This window comes from Pseudomonas sp. FG98 (genome assembly GCF_057808595.1).
The window spans coordinates 1-25,425 of sequence record NZ_JBMDIJ010000002.1 but is presented as its reverse complement, the minus strand read 5'-3'; the positions used below and the strand labels follow the sequence as shown (position 1 = coordinate 25,425).

Genomic DNA, 25,425 nt, shown 5'->3' with positions numbered 1-25,425 from the left:
ATGCCAGCTCCCACAGGGTTCTGCGGTGTGCGCAATCCCTGTGGGAGCCGGCGTTGCCGGCGATGACTGACTAATAAACGCCGCCGGAGGTTGGCTGCACCACCTGGCCTTCCTTGAACTTGGCCGCCAACCCCTGCAACCCGCGCATCAGCACCGTGGTATCCACCCCCACCGCGACGAACTTGGCACCGAGCTCGATATAGCGCCGGGCCAGTTTCTCGTCGGCACTGAGAATCCCCGCCGCCTTGCCGGCCTTGTTGATGCGCAGGATGGCGTCTTCGATCGCCGCCTGCACCTCGGGGTGCCCCGGGTTGCCGCGATGGCCCATGGACGCGCTGAGGTCCGCCGGGCCGATGAACACGCCATCGACGCCGTCCACCGCAACGATCTCGTCCAGGTTGGCCAGGGCCTCCAGGTTCTCGATCTGCACCAGCAGGCACATCTGCGCATCGGCGTGATCCAGATAACCCGGAATGCTGTTCCAGCGCGACGCCCGCGCCAGTGCACTGCCGACCCCGCGCACACCCTTGGGCGGGTAATGCACGGCGCGCACCAGCTGGCGTGCCTGCTCGGCACTGTCGACCATCGGCACCAGCAATGTCTGCGCGCCGATATCGAGAACCTGCTTGATCAGCGCGGTATCACCGATCACCGGGCGGATGATCGCCTCGCTGGCGTAGGGCGCCACGGCCTGCAGCTGGGCGAGCATGCCGCGCAGGTCGTTGGGCGCGTGTTCGCCGTCGATCAGCAGCCAGTCGAAGCCGGCGTTGGCCGCCAGCTCCGCGCAGTAGGCATCGGCCAGGCCGAGCCACAGGCCGATCTGCGCCTGGTCCTGCTGCAGGCGCTGTTTGAAGCGGTTGACGGGCATGTCCATGACGGTCTCCTGATCAGACGAAACGGCAGGCGATGGAGCCGAGCATGTCGTAGTCGACATGGAAGGTGTCGCCCGGACGCGCCGCTACCGGACGGGTGAACGAGCCACCGAGGATGATCTGCCCGGCTTCCAGGGTGACGTCGTACGGCGCCAGTTTGTTCGCCAGCCAGGCCACGCCCTTGGCCGGGTGGTTGAGCACGGCCGCGGAGACGCCCGATTCCTCGATCACGCCATTGCGGTAGAGCACCGCCGGCACCTTGCGCAGGTCGATGTCGGTCGGCCGCACCGGGCGCCCGCCCATGACCACGCCGGCGTTGGCGGCGTTGTCGGAGATGGTGTCGAAGACCTTGCGGGTGACCTGGGTCTGCGGGTCGACCTGCTGGATGCGCGCATCGATGATCTCCAGTGCCGGGATCACCCATTCGGTGGCGTCGAGCACGTCGAACACGGTGACGTTCGGGCCCTTCAGCGGTTTGCCGAGGATGAACGCCAGTTCCACTTCAACGCGCGGGACGATGAAGCGCTCGAAGGGGATGTCGCTGCCTTCTTCGAACAGCATGTCGTCCAGCAGTGCGCCGTAGTCCGGTTCGGTGATGTTGGACGACACCTGCATGGCGCGGGAGGTCAGGCCGATCTTGTGCCCGACCAGCTTGCGCCCGTCCTTGATCTTCTGCGCCACCCAGGCGCGCTGGATGGCGTAGGCGTCCTCGATGGTGATGCCTGGGTGCTCCAGGGAGAACTGGCGCACCTGTTCGCGGTTGCGTTCGGCGCGGTCCAGTTGGGCCGCGGCGCTGAGGATCTGGCTGTGGTCGAGCATGATCGAATCTCTTACTGAGGGTTGACGGTAGCGGCGTGGGTGCGCAGCACCAGCAGGCCGCCGAGCGTGATGAAAACGGCCAGCACGTACAGGGCCAGGCTGGCGCTATGGGTGGTGTCGCGCATCCAGCCGATCAGGTAGGGCGCGGAGAACGAGGCGATGCTGCCCAGCGAGCTGATCAGGCCGATGCCTGCCGCCTGGGTGGTGTTGGACAGGAACGCCGGCGGCAGTTGCCAGAACATCGGCAGCGCGGCGCTGGCGCCCATGCCGGCGATGATCAGGCCGCCCATCACCAGCGCGGCGTTTTGCGGTGCCAGGCCGGCCACGGCGATGCCCAAGGCGGACATCAGCAGCGGCACGCAGAGGTGCCAGCGGCGTTCGCGGCGGCGGTCCGAAGAGCGCCCGCAGGCGATCATGAAGAAGCAGCCGGCCAGGTACGGCACGGCGCTGAGCAGGCCGACGCGACCATCGCTGCCGATGCCGGCGCCATGGATCAGGGTCGGCATCCAGAAGGCCAGGGTGTTTACCGCCAGCATCACCGCGCAGTACACCGCCACCAGCAGCCAGACCCGGGCGTCGCCGAGGATGCCGCCGAAGGAGGTGATCGACTTGCGTTGTTCTTCCTGGTTCAGCTCTTCGCGCAGGCCTTGCTTCTGCTCGTCGCTCAGCCAGCTGACGCTGGCGAAACTGTCCGGCAGGCACTTGAGCACCACCAGGCCCAGCAGGATGACGGGAGCGCCCTCGAGCAGGAACATCCACTGCCAGCCGCGCAGGCCGGCGGCGTCGTGGAACAGTTCGAGGATGCCGCCGGACAGCGGGCCGCCGACCACGCCGGCCATGGGTACGGCGATGGCGAACAGCGCGGTGATCTGGGCGCGGCGGCGGGCCGGGTACCAGCGGTTGAGGTAGACCAGGATGCCGGGGAAGAACCCCGCCTCGGCCACGCCCAGGAGGAAGCGCAGCACGTAGAAGCCGGTCGACGTTTCCACCAGCAGCATGCTGGTGGACAGCGCGCCCCACACCACCATCAGGGTGGCGATCCAGCGCCGCGGGCCGACCCGGTCGAGGGCCATGTTGCTGGGCACGCCGAACATCGCGTAGGCGATGAAGAACAGCCCGGCGCCGAAGCCGTACACCGTGTCGCTGAAGTGCAGGTCGGTGCTCATCTGCATCTTGGCGAAGCCGATGTTGATGCGGTCGAGGTGGGCGAACAGGTAACACACCAGCAACAGCGGCATCAGCCGCCAGGTGACGGTGGAGTGGGTCGAAGCTTGACGGGCAAGGGTGACGCTATCTGCGGTATTGGCTGTGCTCATGATGTTGTTCTTTTTTGTCAAAGCCGTGGATGAAGTGTGCCGTTAAGGGAAGGCGGGGAGGTCAACCCGCCTGGTTTTTCAGGAATGCGTGAACGTTGTTCTGCTTGAAGTTCAGTTGCGGGTGCAGCTCGGTCATCTCGAACGACAGCGCCAGCAGGCGCTCGGCCTGCAGGGCGGCGAAGTGCTCGGTGATCACCGCGAACAGCTGCTCGGCGACTTGCGTGCGGGTTTCCAGGTCGCGGCCGTGGCCGACCTTGAGGGTCATGTGGACGAAGGCGTAGTCGTGCTTGCCGTCGGCCATGCGCCAGGTGTCCAGGCGCACCGCGCGGCTGCGGATGCCGCCGAGGGGAAACACGCCGCTGGCGCCCAGGGTGGCGTGGACCTTCTCGAACAGGCCGGGCAGGTCGGCTTGCTGTTCGATGTTGTCGGTGATTTCAGCGATGAAATGAGGCATGGAGAACTCCTTGGGATCAGACCGGGAAGATCGCGTTGATCTGGCCGGTGCCGGAGCTGCCGAAGGCTTCGGTCAGGACTTCCACCGGCTTGTCGTAGTCGGCACCGCCGAGCAGGCCGAGGAGCATCGCGGTGTCGTGCATGCCGCCTTCGCCGTAGCAGGCCGTGGCGTAGTCGGGGAGCATTGCGCAGAACTCCTTGAAGCGACCTTGCTTCCACAGCTCGACCACGCGCATGTCGACCTGCTTGTCGAATTCGCGGGTCCAGTTATGGATGTTGGCTTCGGCGTTGCGGTCGTCGGAGAAGCGGTGGGAGAGGGAGCCGGAGGCCAGCACCAGGACCTTGCGGTCGCTCTTCTCGATGGCCCGGCGCACGGCGGCGCCGAAGGCCAGGCTGTCTTCCAGGCGGTGCCAGGCGCACCAGGCGGCGATCGACACGACCTGCAGTTTTTCTTCGTCCGGCACGCCCATGTGCATGTAGCGCATCGGGACCAGGGTGCCGTATTCCAGCTCCAGGCTCGGGATGTTGTGGGCCTGGGTGCGCACGCCGGCGGCATTCGCCTCGGCGGCGATCAGCTCGCCCAGTTCGGGGCTGCCGGGGTATTCGAAGGCCATGTCCTTGATGAAATGGGGCAGTTCGTTGCTGGTGTAGACGCCCTTGAAGTGCTCGCCACAGTTGATGTGGTAGGCGCTGTTGACCAGCCAGTGCACGTCGAACACCACGGCGGTGTCGGCGCCCAGCTCGCGGGCGCGGCGGCCGATTTCCTTGTGCCCGGCGATGGCCGCTTCGCGGCAGCCGTGGTGCTTGCCCGGCAGTTCGGACAGGTACATCGAGGGGACGTGGCAGACTTTGGCTGCCAGGACGACTTCGCCCATGATGGAACTCCTGGTTCTGTTGTTCTTGTCTCGCGTGTGCGACGCAGGACCCTGTGGGAGCTGGCGTTGCCAGCGATAGGGCCCTGGCAGTCACCCTCTGTGGTGAGGCTGCTGGCCTCATCGCTGGCAACGCCAGCTCCCACAGGGGATTTCGGTGATCGCCCGATCAGCGGTCAGACACCCCAGCGCGGAATGTGGTGGCTACCCATCGAGATGCACACGTTCTTGATCTCGGCGAACACTTCGAAGCTGTACTGACCGCCTTCGCGACCGGTACCCGAGCCCTTCACGCCGCCGAACGGCTGGCGCAGGTCGCGGACGTTCTGGCTGTTGATGAACACCATGCCGGCCTCGATGCCACGGGCCAGGCGATGCGCCTTGCCGATGTCCTGGGTCCAGATGTACGAGGCCAGGCCGTACTCGGTGTCGTTGGCCAGTTGCAGCGCTTCGGCTTCGTCCTTGAACGGGATCAGGCAGACCACCGGGCCGAAGATCTCTTCCTGGGCGATGCGCATCTTGTTGTTCACGTCGGCGAACACGGTCGGCTGGATGAACTGGCCGCGTGCCAGGTGAGCCGGCAGGTTGGCCGGGCGCTCCAGGCCGCCGGCGAGCAGGGTGGCGCCTTCCTCGATGCCGATGCGGATGTAGCCGGTGACCTTGTCGTAGTGGGCCTGGGTGATCATCGAGCCGACCTGGGTTTTCGGGTCGGTTGGATCACCCACAATGAGCCGCTTGGCGCGGGCGGCGAACTCGGCGACGAACTGCGGGTACACGCTCTCCTGGATGAAGATCCGGCTGCCGGCGGTGCAGCGCTCGCCGTTCAGCGAGAAGATGGTGAACAGCGCGGCGTCCAGCGCGCGTTCCAGGTCGGCGTCCTCGAAGATCAGCACCGGCGACTTGCCGCCCAGCTCCATCGAGTACTTCTTCAGGCCGGCGGTCTGCATGATCTTCTTGCCGGTGGCGGTGCCGCCGGTGAAGGAGATGGCGCGCACGTCCGGGTGACGGACCAGGGCATCACCGGCGGTGGCGCCGTAGCCCTGGATCACGTTGAGTACGCCATTCGGAATACCGGCTTCGACAGCCAGGCGACCCAGTTCGTTGGCGGTCAGCGGCGACAGTTCGCTCATCTTCAGCACCGCGGTGTTGCCCAGGGCCAGGCATGGCGCGGTCTTCCAGGTGGCGGTCATGAACGGCACGTTCCACGGCGATACCAGGCCACACACGCCGACCGGCTGGTACAGGGTGTAGTTGAGCATCTGGTCGTCGACCGGGTAGGTGTGGCCGTCCATGCGTGTGCAGACTTCGGCGAAGAAGTCGAAGTTGTGCGAGGCACGCGGGATCAGCACGTTCTTGGTCTGGTGGATCGGCAGGCCGGTGTCCAGGGTTTCCAGCTCGGCCAGCTTCGGCACGTTCTGGTCGATCAGCTCACCCAGCTTGCGCATCAGGCGGGCACGTTCCTTGGCCGGGGTGTTGGCCCATTTCGGGAAGGCTTCCTTGGCCGCAGCAACCGCCTGGGCGACTTCCTCGGCACCGCCGCTGGCGACTTCGCCGATGGCTTCGCCGGTGGCCGGGTTGTAGTTGACGAAGGTGTCCTTGCTCTCGACCTCACGGCCGTTGATCCAGTGCTTGATCATGCTGCTCATGCCTCAGTTTTGTTGTAGTGAGCGAAGAACTCGGCTTCGCTGACGATGCGGTTGACCAGGCGGCCGACACCTTCCACTTCCACCACCACTTCGTCGCCCGGGACCACGTCGGCCAGGCCTTCCGGGGTGCCGGTGGCGATCATGTCGCCGGGTTGCAGGGTCATGAAGCTGGACAGGTATTCGATCAGGTAGGGGATGTCGAAGATCATGTCGCGGGTGCTGCCTTCCTGTTTCAGCTCACCGTTGATCCAGGTGCGCAGGGTCAGGTTGGACGGATCCGGTACATCGGCCACGTCGACGATCCACGGACCGACCGGGGTGGTGCAGTCGCGGTTCTTCACCCGCAGGTTGGGGCGGTAGTAGTTCTCGAGGTAGTCGCGGATGGCGTAGTCGTTGCACACGGTGTAGCCGGCCAGGTACTCCAGGGCGTCCTCGCGCTTGACGTTGCGCGCCGGCTTGCCGATCACGGCCACCAGCTCGCACTCGTAGTGCATGTACTTGATGTTGTCCGGGCGCCAGGTGATGGCGTTGTGGCCGGTGTAGGTGCCCGGCGACTTGACGAAGGCCAGCGGCTCGGTCGGCGGCGCAAAGGCCAGCTCGGCGGCGTGGTCGGCGTAGTTCAGGCCGAGGGCGAACATGCTGCCGTTGGCAGGTGGCAGCCACTCGACCTGATCTTCGGCGATCAGGCGGCCATCGGCCAGGCGCACGGCGTTGTCGGCTTCCACGGTCACGGCGTGGACTTCACCCTGGAAACGGATACGAGCGTGTTTCATCAGTGGGCCTCCTGCTCGGCAACGATGGGATTGGCCAGACGGCCCAGCCCGGTGATTTCGATTTCGACCTGGTCGCCCGCCTGCACGTCGGCGCGGCCTTCGGGGGTGCCGGTGATCAGCACGTCGCCTTCATGCAGGGTCATGAACTCGCTGATTTCCGCGATCAGTTGCGGGATGCCGCGCACCAGGTTGGCGGTGCTGTTCTGCTGACGGACTTCGCCGTTGATGAACAGGCGGATATCCAGTTGGTGCGGGTCGGCGATCTGTGCCACCGGTACCAGTTCCGGGCCGATCACGCAGAAGCCGTCGCGGCACTTGGCCTTGACCGCCGGGCGGTAGTAGCTCTCTTCCGGCAGGCTGAATTCGTTGACGATGGTGAAACCGGCGACGTGCTCCAGGGCCTGTTCGGCGCTGACCCGACTGGCGCGCTTGCCGATCACCACGCCCAGGGCAGGGCCGGCCTGCAGGCGCTCGACACCCTTGGGATAGACCACCGGCTGGCCATGGCCATTGCGGGTGTTGGGGGTCTTGATGAACAGCACCGGCTTGACCGGTGGCTTCTGGTACGGCGCCTGTTCGAATTCGGCGAGACGCTGTTGCAGCAGCCCCTTGTAGTTCAGCGCAACGCCGAACAGGGTGCCGGTGGCAGTGTCATGCAGGGCACGGCTCATGCTCTTCTCCTGACAGTGGGCGGGACGACACGGGGTGCCCCACGAGGGTAATTGTTAATGTGTTAACGTTATAATTAAGATGTTAACGAAATGCAAGCTGCCGATCGTCCGTGGCGGCGTTAAGCTGGCGCACAGAACAACAAGCAGTAACGGGTAACAGGGCCATGAGCGATCGCACACCGATCCCCAACATCAACATCGGGCAGGTCTACGACCAGCGCTACAGCGACTCGGAAGTGCACTACGACCAGCTCGGCAACCTCGCCGGCTTCTTCGGGCGCAACATGCCGGTGCACCGGCACGACCGGTTTTTCCAGGTGCATTACGTCAAGTCGGGGACGGTGCGGGTCTATCTGGACGACCAGCAGTACGTCGAATCCGGGCCGATGTTCTTCCTCACGCCGCCGACCATCCCGCACTCCTTCGTGACCGAGCCGGATGCCGACGGTCATGTGCTGACGGTGCGCCAGCAACTGGTCTGGCAGTTGCTCGAAGCCGATCCCGGGTTGGCCCCGGGGGCGCAGGTGGCGCCGGCTTGCGTGGCCTTGAACGGGCTGGTCGAGGCGCAGCGGCTGGAGATGCTCTTCGAGCTGTTGCGCGGGGAAGTGGAAGGGACGGAGGCGGGCAGGGAAGCGGCGCTGCACAGCCTGACCCGGTTGCTGATGATCAGTCTGCTGCGGTTGTGCGCGCGGTCATTGCCGGCGCGGACCACACGGCATGAAGACCTGCTGATCTTCCACCGCTTCAACGAATTGATCGAGGCTCATTACCTGGAGCACTGGCCGTTGTCGCGTTATGCCGAGGGTATCGGGGTGACCGAGGCGCGGCTGAACGATGTCTGCCGCAGGATCGCCGACCTGCCGTCCAAGCAACTGGTGCTGGAGCGGGTGATGCAGGAGGCCAAGCGGCTGCTGCTGTTTACCGGGAGTTCGGCGAACGAGATCTGCTACAGCCTGGGGTTCAAGGATCCGGCGTATTTCAGCCGGTTCTTTTTGCGGTATGCCCAGGTGACGCCGGGCGAATACCGGTTGAGGCAGGGAGGATTGCGTTGACTGTGAGGGCCTCATCGCCGGCAACGCCGGCTCCCACAATGTCCGCGGTGACACAGAACCCTGTGGGAGCTGGCATTGCCAGCGATGAGGCCCGAAAACGCAGTAAAAAACTTCAGCCTGCTGCTTTAAGCCCAGGCAACACAGCCCGTTTCAGCGCCTCCCGCTCCCCGCGAAAATGCGGAAGGATATGCTCCCCAAGCCGATACGCCTCTTCCAGATGGGGATACCCGGCGAGGAAGAACACATCGATCCCCAGCTCGTTGTACTCGCGAATCCGCGCCACCACGTTCTCGTAGCTGCCTACCAGTGCCAGCCCCGGCGGGATGCCGATATAGCCGAACCCGGCCCAGACGTTCGGGTAGATGAAGAAATCGTCGAAGCGCTTGCTCTCCTCGCGATTCCCGTATTCCTCCTCGTAGCTCAGCTTGCGCGCCGTGCGCAGCCCGGCGTGGACGGCGGCGGCCTTGATGGTGTTCTTCGCCACGCCTTCGTCGAAGAAACGCTTGGCTTCGAGATGGGCAAGCTCCTCGGTTTCGCGGGTGATCACGTCGATGGACAGGCCGAAGCGGATCTCGCTGTCGCGCCCGTACTTCAAGGCGCGCTCGCGGATATCGGCGATCAGCTCGCGGATCTTGTCCGGGTGCTCGGCGCGCATCAGGTAGAAGTCGGCATGCTTGGCGGCGAACTCCCGCGCCGGGATCGACGAGCCGGCGGTGCAGATCAGCGGCAGCTCGGCCTTTTTCTGCGGCCCGCGCAGGCCGCCGCCTTCGGCCTTGAAGAAGCGCCCGTCGTAGTGGAAGTTCTCCGAACCCCAGTAGCCGCGCACCACGTCCATGAACTCGGTGGCACGCTCGTAGCGATCGTCATGCTCGAAGAAATCGCCGACCTGGCGCTGCACCGCGTCCGAGCCGCCATTGATGATGTTCCAGATCAGCCGGTTGCCGGTGGCGCGCTGGTAGGTGGCGGCCTGCTGCACCGCGACCCAGGGCGTGTAGTGGTACGGCTGGAAGGCCGCCACGTAGTTCAGCGTGCGGGTTTCCCGGGCCAGCAGCGAGCACACCGTCCAGGGCTCCTCGCCGTAGGGCGCGTTGACCATCAGCACGCCGCCGAAGCCGTTGATTTCGGCGGCCTTGGCGATCTGCCCGAGGTAGTCGATGTAGGTGAAGTGATCGCCAACACGAAAGCCCGACACCGCACCGGTGCTGTCGCCGCCGGGATGCCAGTCGCCGCGGTTGCGCGGGTCGCCGGGGAGGAACTGGGTTTCGCCGTGCAGTGGCAGGCGGGTGAAGAATTCGATGCTCATGGGGCGCTGTCCTTATTGCACGGAGGGGTTGCAGACCGGGGCGATGGTTTCGCCGTTGAACACCTTGCGGGCGAACGGCAGGGAGTCCTTGAGCGAGGCATTGACCGTTTCGCTATGGCCCAGGCCCTTGTACAGGTGGCCCTGGACCACCGAGCCGGCCTTGCAGGCGTCCTGCATCAGGGCGACCTGGGTCGAGGCGGCGGGGGTCTTGTCCTCGGCGCCGGTGCCGATGAAGATCGGCTGCGCCAGTTTCAGGGTCGGGTAGCTGACCTGGGCCTGCCAGGCCTTGAGTTGCTCGCCGTCATTGGCCTTGCGCGTGTTGGCCGGGGTCAGGCCGGTGCCGATGACATCGGCGGTCAACTGTGCCAGGCAACTGGTGCGGGCCTGTTCGAACAGCGGCAGGGCCTTGTCGGTGTAGTAGTCGCGCGGATCGATCTGCGGGTTGTACTGCTGCGCCGCGAGCAGGGTGTAGAAACCGTAGGCCAGGGAGGCGTCGACTTTGTTCGGGTCCTGCTCGCCGACGTTCTTGCTGCCGACGGTGTAGATCACCCCGGTGCCGACGCTACCCTTGAGGCCGAGGTCGGGGGCGTAGGTCGGTGCGTAGGCAGCTGCGGCGAAGGCGCCGGCGCCACCTTGGGACTGGCCGAGCACCAGCACCTTGTTGGCCAGGCCCGGCACTCCGGCGATCACCGCTTTCGCCGCGTCGAGAATGCCGTAGGCGGCCATGCGGTTGTTCAGCAGCGGATGGCCACCGGGCACGCCGAGGCCCTGGTAGTCGGTGGCGACGATGGCATAGCCCTCGCTCAGCCAGCGCGCCAGGTACTGCACGTCGCGGTAGGAGCGCCCGGACCAGGACGGCGCGCAGATGTCCGCCACGCCCACGGTGCCGTGGCCCCAGGTCACCACCGGCCAGCCACCCTGCGGTGCCTTGCCTTGCGGAATGAACAGCGCGCCGGACACGGCAATCGGCGTCTTGCCGTCGATACCGTCGGTGGAGCTGTAGAGGATGCGCAGTTGCGAAGCGGCGCCGGGCAGGCTGAGGGTGCGGTCCAGCGGCTCGCTGCGCAGCAGTTTGCCCGGGGTGGCGGGGATCGCCTTGTCGAAGGTGTAGAACGCCGAGACCCGGCCGTCGCCTTGCAGCGGGTCGGGTTTCGGCGCGTAGGTTTCGCCGGCCAGGGCGTTGACGGAGAGGGCCAGCAGGCTGAGGCCGACGGTAAGGGCACGGGTGAATTTCATGAAGGGTCCTTGAACGAGACAACGGTCGGGGAGCCCTTGAGCGAAAGCCATGCCAAATGTCGGGAAATACGCTGCAGGCCGCGGCTGACAAGGCTTCCAGCCTAAGCATTGGCAACGGCCGCTGGCGCCTCGTGCTGACCTTGGAACACTCCCTGCTGGCCGGTTGCTGCTGGAGCAGCAGTGCTACTGCACTGACTTTTCTGGAATATACAAATGCAAATTAATAATTATTTGTTCTAATTTGTTTCGTGCACTATGAGGGCGCGCCACACCTGCCAGGAATGCCCTTATGTCGCTGATTACCCATCCCAACGCCCGCGAGTTGACCAAGTCCGTTCGCGCCACCGTCCTGGTGTTCAAGGACCCGCGGTCCCAGGAACTGCTCAGTCGCATCGAGCGCCTGGCGCCCAGCGAAGCCAACACGCTGATCATCGGCGAGACCGGTACTGGCAAGGAGCTGGTGGCGCGGCATATCCACCAGCTCAGCCGTCGCGGCCGCGAGCCGTTCGTCGCGGTGAACTGCGGTGCCTTCGCCGAAACCCTGGTGGAGAGCGAGCTGTTCGGCCACGAGAAGGGCGCCTTTACCGGCGCGACCAACGCCAAGGCCGGCTGGTTCGAGGCGGCCAATGGCGGCACGCTGTTTCTCGACGAGATCGGCGACCTGCCGCTGAACATGCAGGTGAAACTGCTGCGCGTGCTGCAGGAGCGCGAGGTGGTACGGCTGGGTTCACGCACGCCGATCCCGATCAATGTGCGCCTGGTGGCCGCGACCAACGTCAACCTGGCCGATGCCGTGGTGGCGGGGAATTTCCGCGAGGACCTGTTCTACCGCCTGCATGTGGCAACCATTCGCCTGCCGCCGCTGCGCGAGCGGCCGGGGGATATCCTGCCGCTGGCCGAGTTCTTCCTTGAAGAGCATTGCCAGCGCCTCGGCTACAACCGCGCGAGCCTCAGCCCGGAAGCCGAGCGCAAGCTGCTGACCCACAGTTGGCCGGGGAATATCCGCGAGCTGGAAAACGCCATTCACCACGCGCTGCTGGTGTGCCGCCAGCAGCGGGTGCAGCCGGGAGACCTGCATCTGGTGGATATGCGCCCGGGGCAAGGTGTGCGCCACGAGGAAGCCTTGCTGCCGCAGCGCCTGCCGGCAGCGCCGCCGGACCTGGAAGCGGCGCTGACCGCGCTGTTCGAACAGAACATTCCCGACCTCTACGAGCACATCGAGGAAACCGTGTTCCGTACCGCCTACCGCTTCTGCCATGGCAACCAGTTGCAGACCGGTCGGCTGCTGAACATCAGCCGCAATATCGTCCGCGCCCGCCTGGAGAAGATCGGCGAACTGCGCAGCAACAGCGCCTGATCAGATAAACCGGGTCAGCAACCAGTACAGCACGCCGGACAGCAGGACCGACATCGGCAGGGTGAGGATCCAGGCCATGGCCAGGTTGCGGATGGTCCGCCCCTGGACTCCGGAACCGTTGGCCACCATGGTTCCGGCGACCCCCGAGGAGAGCACGTGGGTGGTGGACACCGGCAGGCCGAAATGGTCTGCCGCGCCGATGGTGCACATGGCGACCAGTTCGGCGGAGGCGCCCTGGGCGTAGGTCAGGTGGGTCTTGCCGATCTTCTCGCCGACGGTGACGACGATGCGCTTCCAGCCGACCATGGTGCCCAGGCCAAGGGCCAGGGCCACGGCGACCTTGACCCACAGCGGGATGAAACGGGTGGCGTCGTCGATGCTGGTCTTGAACTGCTGCACCGTTCTACGCGCCTCGGCATCCACCTCCAGCAGCTTGTGCTTGTCCATCAGGCGGATCGCTTCGCTGGTCAGGTACATGTCGTTGCGCACGTTGCTCACCGCCTCGGCGGGGATTCCGGCGAGGCCATAGCTGTCTACCTGCTGGCCGATATCGCCGGCCAGGCTGGCCAGCGCCGGGATCAGCAGCGGACTGGCTTCGGGGGCGCGGATGAATTGGGTCAGCACTTCCCGGGGCCGGGCCTCCAGCAGCGGCACCGTGGCGTAGCCCGACAGGGCCTGGCGGGTCTCCTGGGCGACCATGACGAAGCGCTGCGATTGTTCTTCCGGCATGGTCCGGTTCAGCGCATAGGCCATGGGCAGGGTGCCGACCAGGATCAGCATGATCAGGCCCATGCCTTTCTGTCCGTCGTTGGAACCGTGGGCGAAGGACACGCCGGTGCAGGTGACGATCAGCAGGCCGCGGATCCACAGCGGCGGCGGCTGGTTGCCGACCGGGGCTTCGTACAGTGCGCGGTGTTTCACCAGCTTGCGCAGGCCCAGTAACAGCACGGCGGCGCAGGCGAAACCGAGGATCGGTGAAAACAGCAGGGCATAGCCGACCTTGCCGGCCTGGGCCCAGTCGACCCCGGAGGTGCCATCGCGACCGTGCATCAGCGCATTGGCCACGCCCACGCCGATGATCGAGCCGATCAGGGTATGCGACGAGGAGGCTGGCAGGCCCAGCCACCAGGTGCCGAGGTTCCAGATGATCGCCGCCAGCAGCAGGGCGAAGACCATGGCGAAACCGGCCGATGAGCCGACCTGCAGGATCAGCTCCACCGGCAGCAGGGCGATGATGCCGAAGGCCACCGCGCCACTGGAAAACAGCACACCGAGAAAATTCCACACCCCGGACCAGACCACGGCGAAGCGCGCCGGCAGGGAATTGGTGTAGATCACCGTGGCCACCGCGTTGGCGGTGTCGTGGAAACCGTTGACGAACTCGAAGCCGAGGGCGATCAGCAGCGCCAGACCGAGTAGCAGGAAGGGCGTCCAGGTGGTGATCACCGTGCCGCTGGCGTCGATATCGCGGAACAGGCTCCAGGCGGTGTAGAGCAGGGCGCCGATCAGCAGGCTGCAGAACAGCACGGCGGGGCTACGGCTCGCACGGGAGCCGGGAGAGGATGCTGCGAGCGCGCCCGCAGGGGCGGTGGCGCTGGTCTGGGTAGTCATGAACGGGTCCGGGGGTGACATTTTCAGGCTCCTGCCTGTGCCAGGGCAGCGTACTAGCATAGGCAGTGAGCGAGCTGACGCCAGTCAATGAAACCGGGTGTAAGCTCCATTGATTTGAGTGATGAAGGGCTTGTCCGGGTCCGTTTCAAAGCGACCTGGAAGCCCCTTCGAACGAGGCCCTGCCGTGAACCTGCAACTGCTCCCCGCCAGCGATTCAGACCTGCCGTTTGCCCGTGACCTGACCCGGCGCGGCATGCTGCGCTACTACTGTGATTACGATCTGCTGTGGCAGGACGAAGCCTTCGATCAGGCCTGGGGGTGGCGCGAGCAATGGCTGCTGATGGGCGACGAACGGCGCCTGGGTTTTTGCAGTCTGAGCCAGGACTCCCGGGCGTTGTATATCCGCGAACTGCATATATTGGAAGGTTTCCACGGTCAGGGCTGCGGCACCTGGGTGTTACGCGAATTGAACGGCTGGGCGAAGCTGCGCCGATTGCCGTGGTTGCGTCTGACCGTATTCGAGAACAACCCGGCGCGTCGGCTTTATTTGCGTGAGGGATTTCGTCAAGAAGGCGTCGACGAGTGCTTTGTCCGCATGCAGCGCGAAGCGTGCGTTGACCCCCTTCGAAAGGCGTAGGACGGCTTGTGCTGCACTTCGCCGCGCAGGCATAGTTCAAGATTGTTGACGGTGCAGTGGATGTACCGGGTTTCCTACCCTTAATTGGGTGTTTTGCAAAGGATTATGTATTCGTATGAAGGGTATTGGACTACGTCTCAGGGAAGAACGCGAACGCCTTGGGCTGACTCAGCGGGCATTTGGCGATATCGGTGGTGTCGAGCCCAACGCCCAGGGCAAGTATGAAAGTGGCGAGCGTACCCCCCGTGCCGACTATCTCGCGGCGGTAGCGGCCAGCGGCGTCGACGCCTTGTATGTATTGAGCGGCGTGCCGACGCCGGCAATCCTCGACGATCTTCGCCCTGGTGAGAACCATTTGCTCGACTGCTACCGGCGCCTACAACCGGCGGATCAGCAGGCTGTACGACATCTTCTGGAGAGTCTGGCGGGAAATGCTCTGGCGCCTGTAGGCAAGGTGGCATTGGCCTGATCGGAAAATGCGTAACCCGAGTGTCGAAAAAATGAAATCTGACGTCATCTTTGTGACGCATTCTGTTAGGTCCACCACGCAATTTTTTGATAAGGTGGCCGGATCCAATTCAGACCGTAAGGCGAGGTGTCTGCTTGATTAGGGTTCTGGTGGTCGACGATCACGATCTGGTACGTACCGGCATAACCCGCATGCTGGCCGACATCGACGGTCTGCAAGTGGTAGGCGAGGCCGACTCCGGCGAAGAAGCGTTGAAGAAGACCCGCGAGTTGAAGCCGGACGTGGTCCTGATGGACGTGAAAATGCCCGGAATCGGTGGCCTCGAAGCCACCCGCAAGCTGCTGCGCAGTCACCCCGACATCAAGGTGGTCGCGGTCACCGTCTGCGAGGACGATCCGTTTCCCACCCGTCTGCTCCAGGCCGGCGCTGCCGGTTACCTGACCAAGGGCGCCGGGCTTGAGGAAATGGTCCAGGCCATCCGCCTGGTGTTTGCCGGCCAGCGCTACATCAGTCCGCAGATTGCCCAGCAACTGGCGCTCAAGTCCTTCGAGCCAAAGAACGCTTCGCCGTTCGACAGTCTGTCCGAGCGGGAAATCCAGATCGCCCTGATGATCGTCGGCTGCCAGAAGGTGCAGATCATTTCCGACAAGCTGTGCTTGTCGCCGAAAACCGTGAACACGTACCGTTACCGCATCTTCGAAAAACTCTCGGTTACCAGCGATGTGGAACTCACCTTGCTGGCGGTCCGCCACGGTATGGTCGACGCCAACCTCTGAACATGACCCCCGCTTTTGATCCAAGTGCGTTTCTGGCGACCTGCAGCGGCCGTCCGGGTGTCTACCGGATGTTCGACGCTGGCGGTCGCCTGCTTTATGTAGGCAAGGCCAAGAACCTCAAGAAGCGTCTGGCCAGCTATTTCCGCAAGACCGGCCTGGCGCCGAAGACCGCTGCGCTGGTCGGGCACATCGCCCAGGTCGAGACCACCATCGTCTCCAGCGAGACCGAAGCGCTGCTGCTGGAGCAGACGCTGATCAAGGAATGGCGGCCGCCCTACAACATCCTGCTGCGTGACGATAAATCCTACCCTTACGTATTCCTGTCTGACGGCGAATTCCCGCGGCTGGGCATCCACCGTGGTGCCAAGAAGCAGAAGGGCAAGTATTTCGGCCCGTACCCCAGTGCCGGAGCGATCCGCGAAAGCCTGAGCCTGTTGCAGAAGACCTTCCATGTTCGCCAGTGCGAGGACAGCTACTACGCCAACCGCACCCGGCCTTGCCTGCAATACCAGATCAAGCGCTGCAAGGCGCCGTGTGTCGGCCTGGTCGAGCCGGCCGAGTACGCCGAGGATACCCGCCACTCGGTGATGTTCCTCGAAGGTCGCAGCCATCAGCTGACCAACGAACTCAATGCCGACATGGAAAAAGCCGCCATGGTCCTGGAATTCGAGAAGGCCGCCGAGCTGCGCGACCAGATCGCCTTGCTGCGCCGGGTTCAGGACCAGCAGAGCATGGAGGGCGGCAGCGGCGACGTCGATGTGGTGGCGGCCTTCGTCAACCCGGGCGGCGCTTGCGTGCACCTGATCAGCGTGCGCGGCGGGCGGGTGCTCGGCAGCAAGAACTTCTTTCCCCAGGTGGGTATCGAGGAGGAGGTGGCCGAGGTCATGTCGGCCTTCCTGTCCCAGTACTACCTGGGCAACGCCGAGCGCGAGCTGCCGGCGGAGCTGATCGTCAACGTCATTCATGAAGACTTCGATGCTCTGCGTGACGCCGTGGAAACCCTGCGTGGCCGCGAATTGGGCATCAGCCACCGGGTTCGCGGCACCCGTGCCCGCTGGCAGCAACTGGCGGTGACCAATGCCGAACAGGCGCTGATGGCCCGTCTTGCCAACCGCCAGCATATGGCCGCGCGCTTCGAGGCCCTGGCCGAGGTGCTGGGCCTGCCGGAAGTGCCGCAGCGCCTGGAGTGCTACGACATCAGCCATTCCAGCGGCGAAGCCACCGTCGCCTCCTGCGTGGTGTTCGGCCCGGAAGGTCCGCTGAAGTCCGATTACCGCCGCTTCAATATCGAAGGCGTGACGGCGGGCGATGACTACGCCGCCATGCAACAGGCCCTGACCCGGCGCTACGGACGGATCAAGGACGGCGAGGGCAAGCTTCCCGATGTCCTGCTGGTGGACGGCGGCAAGGGCCAGCTGAACATGGCCCGGGAGGTCATGCAGGCCTTGCAGGTGCCGGACCTGACCCTGCTCGGCGTGGCCAAGGGCGTGACCCGCAAGGCCGGTTTCGAGACCCTGTACCTGAACGATGTGCACCACGAGTTCACCCTCAAGGGCGACTCCCCGGCGCTGCACCTGATCCAGCAGATCCGCGACGAAGCCCACCGTTTCGCCATCACCGGCCACCGTGCGCGGCGCGGCAAGGCGCGGCGCACGTCGAGCCTGGAAGACGTCGCCGGAGTCGGGCCGAAACGCCGTCGTGACCTGCTGAAACATTTCGGCGGCTTGCAGGAATTGTCCCGCGCCAGTGCGGAAGAAATCGCCAAGGCACCCGGAATCAGCAAAAAGCTCGCCGAGTCGATTTATGACAGCCTGCATAGCGAGTAGAATCCCCCGTTCACCTCGCAGCCAGTTGTCCCGATGAATATCCCGAACCTGCTAACAGTCCTTCGTGTCCTGCTCATCCCGATTTTCATTCTGCTGTTCTACCTCCCGTATCACTGGAGCTATGTAGCGGCCAGCAGCGTCTTCGCCATTGCCGCGGCCACCGACTGGCTCGACGGCTACCTGGCCCGGCGCCTGCAGCAGAGCACGCCGTTCGGCGCCTTCCTCGATCCGGTGGCGGACAAGCTGATGGTGGCGGTGGCCCTGGTGCTGCTGGTGCAGGTGCACGCCAACCTGTGGCTGACCCTGCCGGCGGCGGTGATCATCGGTCGCGAGATCGTGGTTTCGGCACTGCGCGAGTGGATGGCCGAGCTGGGGGCGAGGGCGCATGTCGCGGTCTCCAACCTCGGCAAATGGAAAACCGCGGCGCAGATGCTGGCGCTGGTCATCCTCCTGGCCAACCCACCGGCGTTCACCGCCTGGGTGGTGGTGGGTTATGCCTTGCTGATGATCGCCGCGGGCCTGACCTTGTGGTCGATGGTGCACTACCTGCGTGCCGCCTGGCCGCACCTGCGCGAAGGCTCGGAAAAAAAATAAAGTTTTTCTGAATCAAGGGGTTGACGATATGTTTCAACTCTATACAATGGCCACCATCAAGACGACGCGGGAATAGCTCAGTTGGTAGAGCACGACCTTGCCAAGGTCGGGGTCGCGAGTTCGAGTCTCGTTTCCCGCTCCAAATATGGCGCTTCAGAATGGTTTTATGATCATTCTGGAGTGAAAGAAAAAAGGCCCTTTAGGGCCTTTTTTCGTTTTCCCGGGAAAAATCACCGAGACCTGCCTCGTCCTCCTTAAACGTCACGCGTCATTCCCGCGCAACAGACGGCATCAAGCTCCCCCCAAAAAAAGTCAGGCAAAACAGGCAAATCCTATTCTCGACCTGACACCCTGCAGTCAGGCAAACCCCAACCTCCAAAGCCTTTCCCCAGGCTCCCGCGCTGAAGCTTTATCAGAACGAGCAAGTCATCAACCGGAATAGGCAAAGACCGTTCCCCGCCTTTTTTTACAATCAGCTCGACTTGTTCGTCGTCCGGCAGCCGTTGCCGGCGAGGCGATCAGGCTGAATGTCTTATCAGACACCCACCCATCAATGTGCTGTCACGTTTGCATCGAGGTACCTCATGACCGGGTCTTCCGAACCGCCACGGCCGCCTGCGGGCGATTGCCGAGCCCTGGCTGCCGCCATCGCTCGCATTGCGCTCTCCGATGGCGATTACGAAACCGCGATTCCCGGCTTGACCCTGCATCGCCGTCGCACGGTCACCCAACCCTTGTATTGCATATACGGTCTTGGCCTGGGGATTACCGCTCAGGGCGAGAAGCAGGTGGTGGCAGGTGACGAGGTCCTTAACTTCGGACCAGGGCAGTCGTTGTTGGCGACCGTCGATCTTCCCGTGGTGACCACCGTCACCAAGGCAAGTCATGGCGAGCCATTTCTCGGCCTGATGCTGCACCTCACGCCGCAGGACGTGCTGCAGATGCTGACCGAGCTGCGCTTGCCATCACCGATTCACGACTGCGGTTTTCGATCGATGGCCGTGGAGCCCTTGACCGATGGCCTGCTCGACGCGGCGTTGCGCCTGGTGGAGCTGCTGGCCGACCCGATCATGCTGCCGTACCTCGCACCCTTGGTCCTGCGTGAGATCGCCTACCGGTTGCTGACCGGTCCCCATGGCGCGCAGTTGCGTCACCTGATCAGCCAAGGGGCGCCCAACCAGCAAATGGTCGGCGCCATCAACTGGCTCAAGCACCACTTTGCCGAACCCATGGATCTTGAGCGACTGGCTGCCAGTTGCCATATGAGCCTTTCGACCTTCCGCCAGCACTTTCGCACTCTGACCGGCCTGAGCCCGCTGCAATACCAGAAGCAACTGCGCCTGCAGGAGGCGCGTCAGCTGATGCTCACCCGCAGCCTGGATGCCAGTACCACGGCCGCGCGGGTCGGGTACGAAAGCGCCTCGCAGTTCAGCCGTGAGTACGCCCGTTTGTTCGGCGAGCCACCGCAGCGGGACATCCGTCGCTTGCGCCTGAACTGATCCTTCCTAACCTGAGCAACTCCTTGGCGCGCAGTGTCGCGGGAGAAGGCATTGCGCCGGGCTGGGTGCGCGGACCGGGTTTCGAACGGTATCCTGCCGCAGCGAAAATCAGGGCTGCGCAGCCTCGATAAGCAACGCGGGGCCGTGAGCGCTCTGCTCATCGATCAATCAGGCAGGAAACATGGCAAAAGATGTTGAAAACCCCTGCGTCTCGCTCTGCCAGCTGAACAGCGAAATGTGCGTCAGTTGCGGGCGAACCAGGGAAGAGATTCGTAAATGGCGCGGTATGAAAAGGCCGGAAAAGATGGCCACGGTGCAGAAGGCGGCCCTGCGGATGAAAGGCATCGCCAAAAAGAAAAAGTAGGGCGGGATACCGCAAAGCAAACAGGACCTTGTGGAGGCCAAGCCCCCACAAGGTCGCCGTTGAATCACTTGATCAGCGGTACGCCACTCAGCTTTTGCAGCTCATCAAAGTCGATATCGGCGCAGATCTCTACCACTTTCAAACCCTCGGTCGTCACTTCCAGCACCGCCAGGTCGGTATAGATGCGGCTGACGCAGGCGATCCCGGTCAACGGGTAGGTGCACTCGGGCACCAGCTTGCTTTCGCCGGATTTGGTCAGGTGGTCCATCATCACGAACACCTGGCGCGCGCCGGTGGCCAGGTCCATCGCGCCGCCCACGGCAGGGATCGAACCTTCGGCGCCGGTGTGCCAGTTGGCCAGGTCGCCCTTGACCGAGACCTGGAAGGCACCCAGTACGGCGATGTCCAGGTGGCCGCCACGCATCATCGAGAACGAGTCGGCGTGATGGAAGAAGGCACCGCCGGTGAGCAGGGTCACATGCTGCTTGCCAGCGTTGATCAGGTCGTCGTCTTCCTCGCCCGGAGCAGGGCTCGGGCCCATGCCCAGCAGGCCGTTTTCACTGTGCAGGAAGACTTCCTTGTCGCCCAGGTAGTTGGCCACCAGGGTCGGTGCGCCGATACCGAGGTTGACGTAGGCGCCTTCCTGGATGTCGGCGGCGACGCGCTGGGCCATCTCGGTGCGGGAGAGTTTCTTGGTGATGGTCATGGCAGGCCTCAGACAGCTTTGGCGATCGAAGAAGCGGCAGCGCCGGAAACGGCGACCACGCGCTGGACGAAAATACCGGGAGTGATGATGTGCTCCGGATCCAGCTCGCCGAGTTCGACGATCTGGTCGACCTGGGCGATGGCGGTCTTGGCGGCCATGGCCATGATCGGGCCGAAGTTGCGCGCGGCCTTGCGGTAGGTCAGGTTGCCCCAGCGGTCACCCTTGTGCGCCTTGATCAGGGCGAAGTCGGCGTGCAGCGGCATTTCCAGCACATACTGGCGACCATCGATCTCGCGGGTTTCCTTGCCTTCGGCGAGCAGGGTGCCGTAGCCGGTCGGCGAGAAGAACGCACCGATGCCCGAGCCTGCAGCGCGGATACGCTCGGCCAGGTTGCCTTGTGGCACCACTTCCAGCTCGATCTTGCCGGCGCGGTACAGTTCGTCGAAGACGTAGGAGTCGGACTGGCGCGGGAAGGAGCAGATCACCTTGCGCACGCTGCCGGCCATCAGCAGGGCGGCCAGGCCGATCTCGCCGTTGCCGGCGTTGTTGCTGATGATGGTCAGGTCGCGCGCACCGGTGGCAATCAGCCCGTCGATAAGCTCGGACGGCATGCCGGCAGTGCCGAAGCCGCCGACCATGATGGTCGAACCGTCGGTGATGCCCTCCACCGCGCTGGCGATGGACTCAAACGTTTTATTGATCAAAGCGGGCTCCTGGTTATTCCTGGAGTATTGATTGCCGGACTGGCCGACGCGCCGTGAGGCCTGGGCCAGTCAGCGCCTGGAGTCGTTGGCTGACTTGTCCATAGCGTGCCGCAGAGAGGGCAACAAGTAGAGGGGGTAAAGCGGAAGTGGTGCGATTATCGAACCGTTGTGCGATATGCGCGCAGGGTTGTGGCTGTCACGGCCATAGGGCTCTGGTTGTGGCTCGTGGCAAAACCATGAATACCAACTTCCGGAACAGATGTCCCCGCGCGCAGCCACAGGACCACCTCGTCACTAAACTGCCTCCCACCTTGTGATAACCGAGACGCTACGATGTTTCTCTTTTCCACAATCCGGGCGGTCAGAAACACGCTTTCTCGAATCATCAACCTCTCGAACGCTGCCGATGCCGTCTGCTCAGGCTCGATCCGGGCGCTGGCAGTGCAAGCCGAGCGATCACTGACGGACATCGAGCACCGACTCGGTGTTCTGCAAGAAGAGAAGATAGTCCAGGCCCGGGAGCTTGAAACACTCACGCAAAGCCTGATGGCCGCACAAGAAGCGTATCGGCACGAGCGGGTTCGTTTTCAATTGCTCACCTCCTGCGCGGGAGGCTGTTTCTGGGAGTCTTCCTCTCACGGAAAGCCCGGCCCGGGTAGCGCGATAACCCTTTCGCCGCAACTGGCGGCGCTTTTGCCTGGCGCGCCAACCCGCCTGGGTGAATTGATGGCCTATCTGCATGCGGATGACCGTACCCCGGTGGAGACAGCGCTTTACGGCTCGCGAGGGACACTGGCACAGGTGTTCGAATGCCGGATCCGCGTTGCTGCGGATGAATATGTCTGGTTCGAAGGCTGTCTTGAGGTGAGTGGCGCTGCCGCCAAAGCCCCGCAGATGCTTTGCGTGCTGCACGACATCACGGAACACAAGCGTCAACGGGATGCACTGGCTGCCAGCGAGCTGCGCTTTCAGCTCTCGCTCGAAGCCATCCGCGACGCGATCTGGGAGATGGAAGTGGTGGACGGCGACCTGGTCAACCCGAGGAACGCGGTCTGGTGGTCGCCTCAATTCATTCGCCTGCTGGGTTTCGAAAATGCTCAGGAGTTTCCTGAACGCCTGGAAAGCTGGGCGTCCCGACTGCATCCGCAAGACCAGCAAAGCACCTTCGATACCTTTACCGCGTACATGGCGGATCTCGCCGCAGAGGCCCCGCTGGAGCTGTCCTATCGGTTGAAGCTGAAGAGCGGCGAATACCGCTGGTTCCGGGCCAAAGGCCTGGCCCAGCGTAGCTACAGCGGTGTTCTTCTACGCGTGATCGGCTCGCTGGTCGATGCTCAGGATGAATTCGAAGCGTCCGAACTCAGGCGCCGGCAGGACCTTCAGCACCAGTCGCTTCAGGGCAACCTGAAGAAGATAGACACGATTGTCAGCTCCATCGAAGGCATCGCCAGCCAGACCAACCTGCTGGCCCTGAACGCCGCCATAGAAGCCGCCCGCGCGGGCGAATATGGCCGGGGCTTTGCCGTGGTCGCCGATGAAGTCCGCACCCTGGCGATTCGCACGACCGAGGCGACACGACTGCCAAGGCGATGATGGGTGCTGGTGAGGAAGAGAGCCGCCCCTAGAGGAATGCCCGTCAGCTAAGTCATGGGGCCGCTTTGCGGCCCTTCGCGAGCAAGCTCGCTCCCACGAAGTAGCGCAATACCGTGGGAGCGAGCTTGCTCGCGAAGGGCTGCAAAGCAGCCCCAAGTAGTCAAACAGAACGTCCGCAAAACCTGAATGATGCGCTGCTATGGAGCTGTCAGAGACTGTTAACTTTTGAGCTGCGGGAAGTCCTCCTCGAAGTACTCACGCTCGCCGCGACTGTCGCCCTGGCGGCGCTGGTCCTCCCGCTGGCGCAGCTCGACCCGACGGATCTTGCCGGAAATGGTCTTGGGCAATTCGGCGACGAACTCGATGCGCCGGATCCGCTTGTACGGCGCCAGGTGTTCGCGGGCGAAGGCGAGGATGTCGTGGGCCAGCTCGGCATTACCCTCGTGGTCATGGACCAGGATCAGGAAGGCCTTGGGCACGGCCAGGCGCACTGGATCGTGGCTGGGCACCACGGCCACCTCCATCACCGCCGGATGCTCGATCAACGCGCTTTCCAGCTCGAACGGACTGATACGGTAGTCCGACGCCTTGAACACATCGTCGGCGCGGCCGACGAAGGTGATGTAGCCCTCGGCATCGACCTGCGCGGTATCGCCGGTACGGTAGTAGCCGCCGCGCATGACTTCGTCGGTTTTCTCCGGACTGTCCTCGTAGCCCAGCATCAGGCCCAGCGGTCGCTCGGCCAGGGGCAGGGCGACTTCGCCTTCGGTGGCGGGCTGACCATCGGGATCGAGCAGGGTCACCCGATAGCCCGGTAGCGGACGGCCCATGGAGCCGGGCTTGAGCCGCTGGCCAGGAGTATTGCCGACCAGCGCGGTGGTTTCCGACTGGCCGAAGCCGTCGCGCAGGTCCAGGCCCCAGGCCTGCTGGACCTGCTCGATGATTTCCGGATTGAGCGGCTCACCGGCACCCACCAGCTCACGCAGACTCAGGCGTCCGCGATAACTGGCGAGGTCTTCCTGGATCAGCATCCGCCACACCGTCGGCGGCGCGCACAGGCTGGTGATGCGGTAGCGCTCCAGGGTCTGCAGCAGCGACGCGGCGTTGAACCGCGGGTTGTTATGGATGAACACGCAGGCGCTGGCGTTCCACGGCGCGAAGAAGCAACTCCAGGCGTGCTTGGCCCAGCCGGGAGAAGAGATGTTCAGGTGGATGTCGCCAGGCTGCAGGCCGATCCAGTACAGGGTCGACAGGTGCCCCACCGGGTAGCTCTGGTGACTGTGCAGGACCATCTTCGGCTTGGACGTGGTGCCGGAGGTGAAGTACAGCAGCATCGGGTCGCTGGCCTGGGTCACGCCTTCCTCGATGAAGTCCTCGCTGTGCTGTTCGGCGGCGGCGTGGGGCACCCAGCCGTCCGCCTGGGCGCCGACGCTGATGCGGGTGCAGGTACCGTCGATGCCGGTGAATTTCTCCAGGTTGGCGGCGCCGACGATAAGGTGGCGCACGCGCCCGCGGGCGATACGGTCGCGCAGGTCTTCCGCGGTCAGCAGGGCGGTGGCGGGGATGACCACTGCGCCGAGCTTGAAGGCCGCCAGCATGGACTCCCACAGGGCGATGTCGTTGCCCAGCATCATCAGGATGCGCTCGCCGCGCTTCACCCCCAGGGCACGCAGATGGTTTGCCACGCGATTGGAGCGCCGGGCCATCTCGTCGAAGCTGTAGCGGCGTTCGCTGCCGTCCTCCTCGACGATCCACAACGCACTGGCCGGGTTGTCGGCGGCCATGGGATCGAAGTAGTCCAGCGCCCAGTTGAAGCGATCGAGGCTGGGCCAGCGGAAGTCGCGGGCTGCGGTTTCGTAATCGGTACGGTGGGCCAGCAGGAAATCGCGGGCAGCAAGGAAGGCGTGGCGTGCTTGGTTCATGGGGGCGTGCCTTGATTGTTGTTGTCAGTCCCGCCTGGTCAGGAAGCAGGGGGTTGGAGCGAGTATAGGCGCGCGTTTATGGCTGCTGAATTCACAAAAAAGCGGGTGGCATGTGCAAATTTGCATGGGGGTGAAGGAGATGTGATAGCGGATCAAGGCTGACAGGCGCATGCCGATGTTTTTCCAGTGCCCTCAAGATCGAGCGCCGCCCGCGCGGCGCATCGCGAAGCGCATGTCGATGGTTTTCTAGCGCCCTCAAGATCGAGCGCCGTCCACACGGCGCATCGCGGCTAACAGCCGCTCCCACATTTGTTGCAACGTGCCATGGCCTGTTGGATTTGAGTTGCCAGCCTT

Annotated in this window: 23 protein-coding genes, 1 tRNA gene and 2 pseudogenes; 12 read left to right on the top strand and 14 right to left on the bottom strand. The window is 63.9% G+C overall.

Annotated features, from left to right (window positions below; all coding sequences use genetic code 11):
* Nucleotides 1-70 precede the first annotated feature (70 nt).
* The 8 genes from hpaI to ACODSK_RS01675 all read right to left on the bottom strand — a co-directional run bounded on the left by hpaI (nucleotide 71) and on the right by ACODSK_RS01675 (nucleotide 7,422).
* Nucleotides 71-874 (bottom strand): 4-hydroxy-2-oxoheptanedioate aldolase, encoded by an 804-nt coding sequence (gene hpaI / locus ACODSK_RS01710; RefSeq protein ID WP_489013385.1) that lies wholly within the window; start codon nucleotides 872-874, stop codon nucleotides 71-73.
* A gap of 13 nt (nucleotides 875-887) precedes the next feature.
* Complete coding sequence (gene hpaH / locus ACODSK_RS01705; RefSeq protein WP_009394236.1) at nucleotides 888-1,691, bottom strand: 2-oxo-hept-4-ene-1,7-dioate hydratase; 804 nt, start codon at nucleotides 1,689-1,691, stop codon at nucleotides 888-890.
* 11 nt (nucleotides 1,692-1,702) lie between these two features.
* Entirely contained in the window at nucleotides 1,703-3,007 is a 1,305-nt protein-coding gene (locus ACODSK_RS01700) for an MFS transporter (RefSeq protein ID WP_489013383.1), read from the bottom strand.
* Between the two features lie 61 nt (nucleotides 3,008-3,068).
* A complete protein-coding gene (locus ACODSK_RS01695; RefSeq protein ID WP_489013381.1) occupies nucleotides 3,069-3,461 on the bottom strand; it encodes a tautomerase family protein in 393 nt (130 codons plus the stop codon).
* Between the two features lie 16 nt (nucleotides 3,462-3,477).
* Complete coding sequence (hpaD, locus tag ACODSK_RS01690) at nucleotides 3,478-4,335, bottom strand: 3,4-dihydroxyphenylacetate 2,3-dioxygenase (protein WP_489013379.1); 858 nt, start codon at nucleotides 4,333-4,335, stop codon at nucleotides 3,478-3,480.
* A gap of 173 nt (nucleotides 4,336-4,508) precedes the next feature.
* The gene (hpaE, locus tag ACODSK_RS01685; protein WP_330078379.1) at nucleotides 4,509-5,969 is read right to left on the bottom strand and encodes a 5-carboxymethyl-2-hydroxymuconate semialdehyde dehydrogenase; all 1,461 of its coding nucleotides are present in this window, start codon (nucleotides 5,967-5,969) and stop codon (nucleotides 4,509-4,511) included.
* Between the two features lie 5 nt (nucleotides 5,970-5,974).
* Nucleotides 5,975-6,751 (bottom strand): fumarylacetoacetate hydrolase family protein, encoded by a 777-nt coding sequence (locus ACODSK_RS01680; protein WP_489013377.1) that lies wholly within the window; start codon nucleotides 6,749-6,751, stop codon nucleotides 5,975-5,977.
* Nucleotides 6,751-7,422, bottom strand: a complete 672-nt coding sequence (locus ACODSK_RS01675) for a fumarylacetoacetate hydrolase family protein (RefSeq protein ID WP_489013375.1) — start codon at nucleotides 7,420-7,422, stop codon at nucleotides 6,751-6,753. The genes ACODSK_RS01680 and ACODSK_RS01675 overlap by 1 nt, the downstream gene beginning before the upstream one ends.
* A gap of 164 nt (nucleotides 7,423-7,586) precedes the next feature.
* On the opposite strand from ACODSK_RS01675, the gene hpaA reads away from it, so the two are divergent.
* Nucleotides 7,587-8,474, top strand: coding sequence for a 4-hydroxyphenylacetate catabolism regulatory protein HpaA (gene hpaA, locus ACODSK_RS01670; protein WP_489013373.1), 888 nt, complete (start codon nucleotides 7,587-7,589; stop codon nucleotides 8,472-8,474).
* Between the two features lie 112 nt (nucleotides 8,475-8,586).
* Here hpaA and ACODSK_RS01665 read toward each other — a convergent pair whose 3' ends face one another.
* Together ACODSK_RS01665 and ACODSK_RS01660 are read right to left on the bottom strand one after the other, a co-directional pair.
* Nucleotides 8,587-9,777: an LLM class flavin-dependent oxidoreductase gene (locus ACODSK_RS01665; RefSeq protein ID WP_489013371.1), complete on the bottom strand. Its 1,191-nt coding sequence runs from the start codon at nucleotides 9,775-9,777 to the stop codon at nucleotides 8,587-8,589.
* A gap of 12 nt (nucleotides 9,778-9,789) precedes the next feature.
* A complete protein-coding gene (locus ACODSK_RS01660; RefSeq protein ID WP_489013369.1) occupies nucleotides 9,790-11,013 on the bottom strand; it encodes a lipase family protein in 1,224 nt (407 codons plus the stop codon).
* A gap of 289 nt (nucleotides 11,014-11,302) precedes the next feature.
* Here ACODSK_RS01660 and ACODSK_RS01655 point away from each other — a divergent pair, with 289 nt between their 5' ends.
* Nucleotides 11,303-12,370: a sigma-54 interaction domain-containing protein gene (locus tag ACODSK_RS01655; RefSeq protein ID WP_489013367.1), complete on the top strand. Its 1,068-nt coding sequence runs from the start codon at nucleotides 11,303-11,305 to the stop codon at nucleotides 12,368-12,370.
* On the opposite strand, the gene ACODSK_RS01650 is transcribed toward ACODSK_RS01655, so the two are convergent.
* Nucleotides 12,371-13,981 carry an inorganic phosphate transporter gene (locus ACODSK_RS01650; protein WP_489013365.1) on the bottom strand — a complete coding sequence of 537 codons (1,611 nt, stop codon included), beginning with the start codon at nucleotides 13,979-13,981 and terminating at the stop codon, nucleotides 12,371-12,373.
* Between the two features lie 184 nt (nucleotides 13,982-14,165).
* On the opposite strand from ACODSK_RS01650, the gene ACODSK_RS01645 reads away from it, so the two are divergent.
* The 8 genes from ACODSK_RS01645 (at nucleotide 14,166) to ACODSK_RS01610 (ending at nucleotide 20,146) form a co-directional block, all read left to right on the top strand.
* Nucleotides 14,166-14,618 (top strand): GNAT family N-acetyltransferase, encoded by a 453-nt coding sequence (locus tag ACODSK_RS01645; protein ID WP_489013363.1) that lies wholly within the window; start codon nucleotides 14,166-14,168, stop codon nucleotides 14,616-14,618.
* A gap of 115 nt (nucleotides 14,619-14,733) precedes the next feature.
* A complete protein-coding gene (locus tag ACODSK_RS01640) occupies nucleotides 14,734-15,087 on the top strand; it encodes a helix-turn-helix domain-containing protein (RefSeq protein ID WP_489013361.1) in 354 nt (117 codons plus the stop codon).
* Between the two features lie 134 nt (nucleotides 15,088-15,221).
* Nucleotides 15,222-15,863 carry a response regulator transcription factor GacA gene (gene gacA / locus ACODSK_RS01635; RefSeq protein ID WP_009394222.1) on the top strand — a complete coding sequence of 214 codons (642 nt, stop codon included), beginning with the start codon at nucleotides 15,222-15,224 and terminating at the stop codon, nucleotides 15,861-15,863.
* 2 nt (nucleotides 15,864-15,865) lie between these two features.
* Nucleotides 15,866-17,689 carry an excinuclease ABC subunit UvrC gene (gene uvrC, locus ACODSK_RS01630; protein WP_489013359.1) on the top strand — a complete coding sequence of 608 codons (1,824 nt, stop codon included), beginning with the start codon at nucleotides 15,866-15,868 and terminating at the stop codon, nucleotides 17,687-17,689.
* Between the two features lie 33 nt (nucleotides 17,690-17,722).
* Entirely contained in the window at nucleotides 17,723-18,283 is a 561-nt protein-coding gene (gene pgsA / locus ACODSK_RS01625; RefSeq protein ID WP_489013357.1) for a CDP-diacylglycerol--glycerol-3-phosphate 3-phosphatidyltransferase, read from the top strand.
* Nucleotides 18,284-18,349: 66 nt separating this feature from the next.
* Nucleotides 18,350-18,425 (top strand) — tRNA-Gly (locus ACODSK_RS01620).
* Between the two features lie 442 nt (nucleotides 18,426-18,867).
* A complete protein-coding gene (locus ACODSK_RS01615; RefSeq protein WP_489013355.1) occupies nucleotides 18,868-19,782 on the top strand; it encodes an AraC family transcriptional regulator in 915 nt (304 codons plus the stop codon).
* Nucleotides 19,783-19,963: 181 nt separating this feature from the next.
* A complete protein-coding gene (locus ACODSK_RS01610) occupies nucleotides 19,964-20,146 on the top strand; it encodes a DUF1289 domain-containing protein (protein ID WP_489013353.1) in 183 nt (60 codons plus the stop codon).
* A gap of 64 nt (nucleotides 20,147-20,210) precedes the next feature.
* Here ACODSK_RS01610 and ACODSK_RS01605 read toward each other — a convergent pair whose 3' ends face one another.
* The gene (locus ACODSK_RS01605; protein WP_489013351.1) at nucleotides 20,211-20,852 is read right to left on the bottom strand and encodes a 3-oxoacid CoA-transferase subunit B; all 642 of its coding nucleotides are present in this window, start codon (nucleotides 20,850-20,852) and stop codon (nucleotides 20,211-20,213) included.
* A gap of 8 nt (nucleotides 20,853-20,860) precedes the next feature.
* Complete coding sequence (locus ACODSK_RS01600) at nucleotides 20,861-21,556, bottom strand: 3-oxoacid CoA-transferase subunit A (RefSeq protein WP_056802975.1); 696 nt, start codon at nucleotides 21,554-21,556, stop codon at nucleotides 20,861-20,863.
* A gap of 999 nt (nucleotides 21,557-22,555) precedes the next feature.
* On the opposite strand from ACODSK_RS01600, the pseudogene ACODSK_RS01595 reads away from it, so the two are divergent.
* Nucleotides 22,556-22,892, top strand: a pseudogene (locus tag ACODSK_RS01595) (PAS domain-containing protein); the annotation flags it as partial.
* A 53-nt stretch (nucleotides 22,893-22,945) separates the two neighbouring features.
* Nucleotides 22,946-23,131, top strand: a pseudogene (locus tag ACODSK_RS01590) (methyl-accepting chemotaxis protein); the annotation flags it as partial.
* A 236-nt stretch (nucleotides 23,132-23,367) separates the two neighbouring features.
* Here the strand turns inward: ACODSK_RS01590 and ACODSK_RS01585 are convergent.
* Complete coding sequence (locus tag ACODSK_RS01585) at nucleotides 23,368-25,071, bottom strand: AMP-binding protein (protein ID WP_489013349.1); 1,704 nt, start codon at nucleotides 25,069-25,071, stop codon at nucleotides 23,368-23,370.
* Nucleotides 25,072-25,425 lie beyond the last annotated feature (354 nt).

Coding starts and splice junctions, on each gene's coding strand:
- ACODSK_RS01695 (WP_489013381.1), bottom strand. CDS start 3,461: ATGCCTCATTTCATCGCTGAAATCACCGACAACATCGAACAGCAAGCC.
- ACODSK_RS01610 (WP_489013353.1), top strand. CDS start 19,964: ATGGCAAAAGATGTTGAAAACCCCTGCGTCTCGCTCTGCCAGCTGAAC.
- hpaI (WP_489013385.1), bottom strand. CDS start 874: ATGGACATGCCCGTCAACCGCTTCAAACAGCGCCTGCAGCAGGACCAG.
- ACODSK_RS01665 (WP_489013371.1), bottom strand. CDS start 9,777: ATGAGCATCGAATTCTTCACCCGCCTGCCACTGCACGGCGAAACCCAG.
- hpaA (WP_489013373.1), top strand. CDS start 7,587: ATGAGCGATCGCACACCGATCCCCAACATCAACATCGGGCAGGTCTAC.
- uvrC (WP_489013359.1), top strand. CDS start 15,866: ATGACCCCCGCTTTTGATCCAAGTGCGTTTCTGGCGACCTGCAGCGGC.
- ACODSK_RS01585 (WP_489013349.1), bottom strand. CDS start 25,071: ATGAACCAAGCACGCCACGCCTTCCTTGCTGCCCGCGATTTCCTGCTG.
- hpaH (WP_009394236.1), bottom strand. CDS start 1,691: ATGCTCGACCACAGCCAGATCCTCAGCGCCGCGGCCCAACTGGACCGC.
- pgsA (WP_489013357.1), top strand. CDS start 17,723: ATGAATATCCCGAACCTGCTAACAGTCCTTCGTGTCCTGCTCATCCCG.
- hpaD (WP_489013379.1), bottom strand. CDS start 4,335: ATGGGCGAAGTCGTCCTGGCAGCCAAAGTCTGCCACGTCCCCTCGATG.
- hpaE (WP_330078379.1), bottom strand. CDS start 5,969: ATGATCAAGCACTGGATCAACGGCCGTGAGGTCGAGAGCAAGGACACC.
- ACODSK_RS01650 (WP_489013365.1), bottom strand. CDS start 13,981: ATGACTACCCAGACCAGCGCCACCGCCCCTGCGGGCGCGCTCGCAGCA.
- ACODSK_RS01640 (WP_489013361.1), top strand. CDS start 14,734: ATGAAGGGTATTGGACTACGTCTCAGGGAAGAACGCGAACGCCTTGGG.
- ACODSK_RS01615 (WP_489013355.1), top strand. CDS start 18,868: ATGACCGGGTCTTCCGAACCGCCACGGCCGCCTGCGGGCGATTGCCGA.
- ACODSK_RS01660 (WP_489013369.1), bottom strand. CDS start 11,013: ATGAAATTCACCCGTGCCCTTACCGTCGGCCTCAGCCTGCTGGCCCTC.
- ACODSK_RS01655 (WP_489013367.1), top strand. CDS start 11,303: ATGTCGCTGATTACCCATCCCAACGCCCGCGAGTTGACCAAGTCCGTT.
- ACODSK_RS01680 (WP_489013377.1), bottom strand. CDS start 6,751: ATGAAACACGCTCGTATCCGTTTCCAGGGTGAAGTCCACGCCGTGACC.
- ACODSK_RS01700 (WP_489013383.1), bottom strand. CDS start 3,007: ATGAGCACAGCCAATACCGCAGATAGCGTCACCCTTGCCCGTCAAGCT.
- ACODSK_RS01675 (WP_489013375.1), bottom strand. CDS start 7,422: ATGAGCCGTGCCCTGCATGACACTGCCACCGGCACCCTGTTCGGCGTT.
- ACODSK_RS01605 (WP_489013351.1), bottom strand. CDS start 20,852: ATGACCATCACCAAGAAACTCTCCCGCACCGAGATGGCCCAGCGCGTC.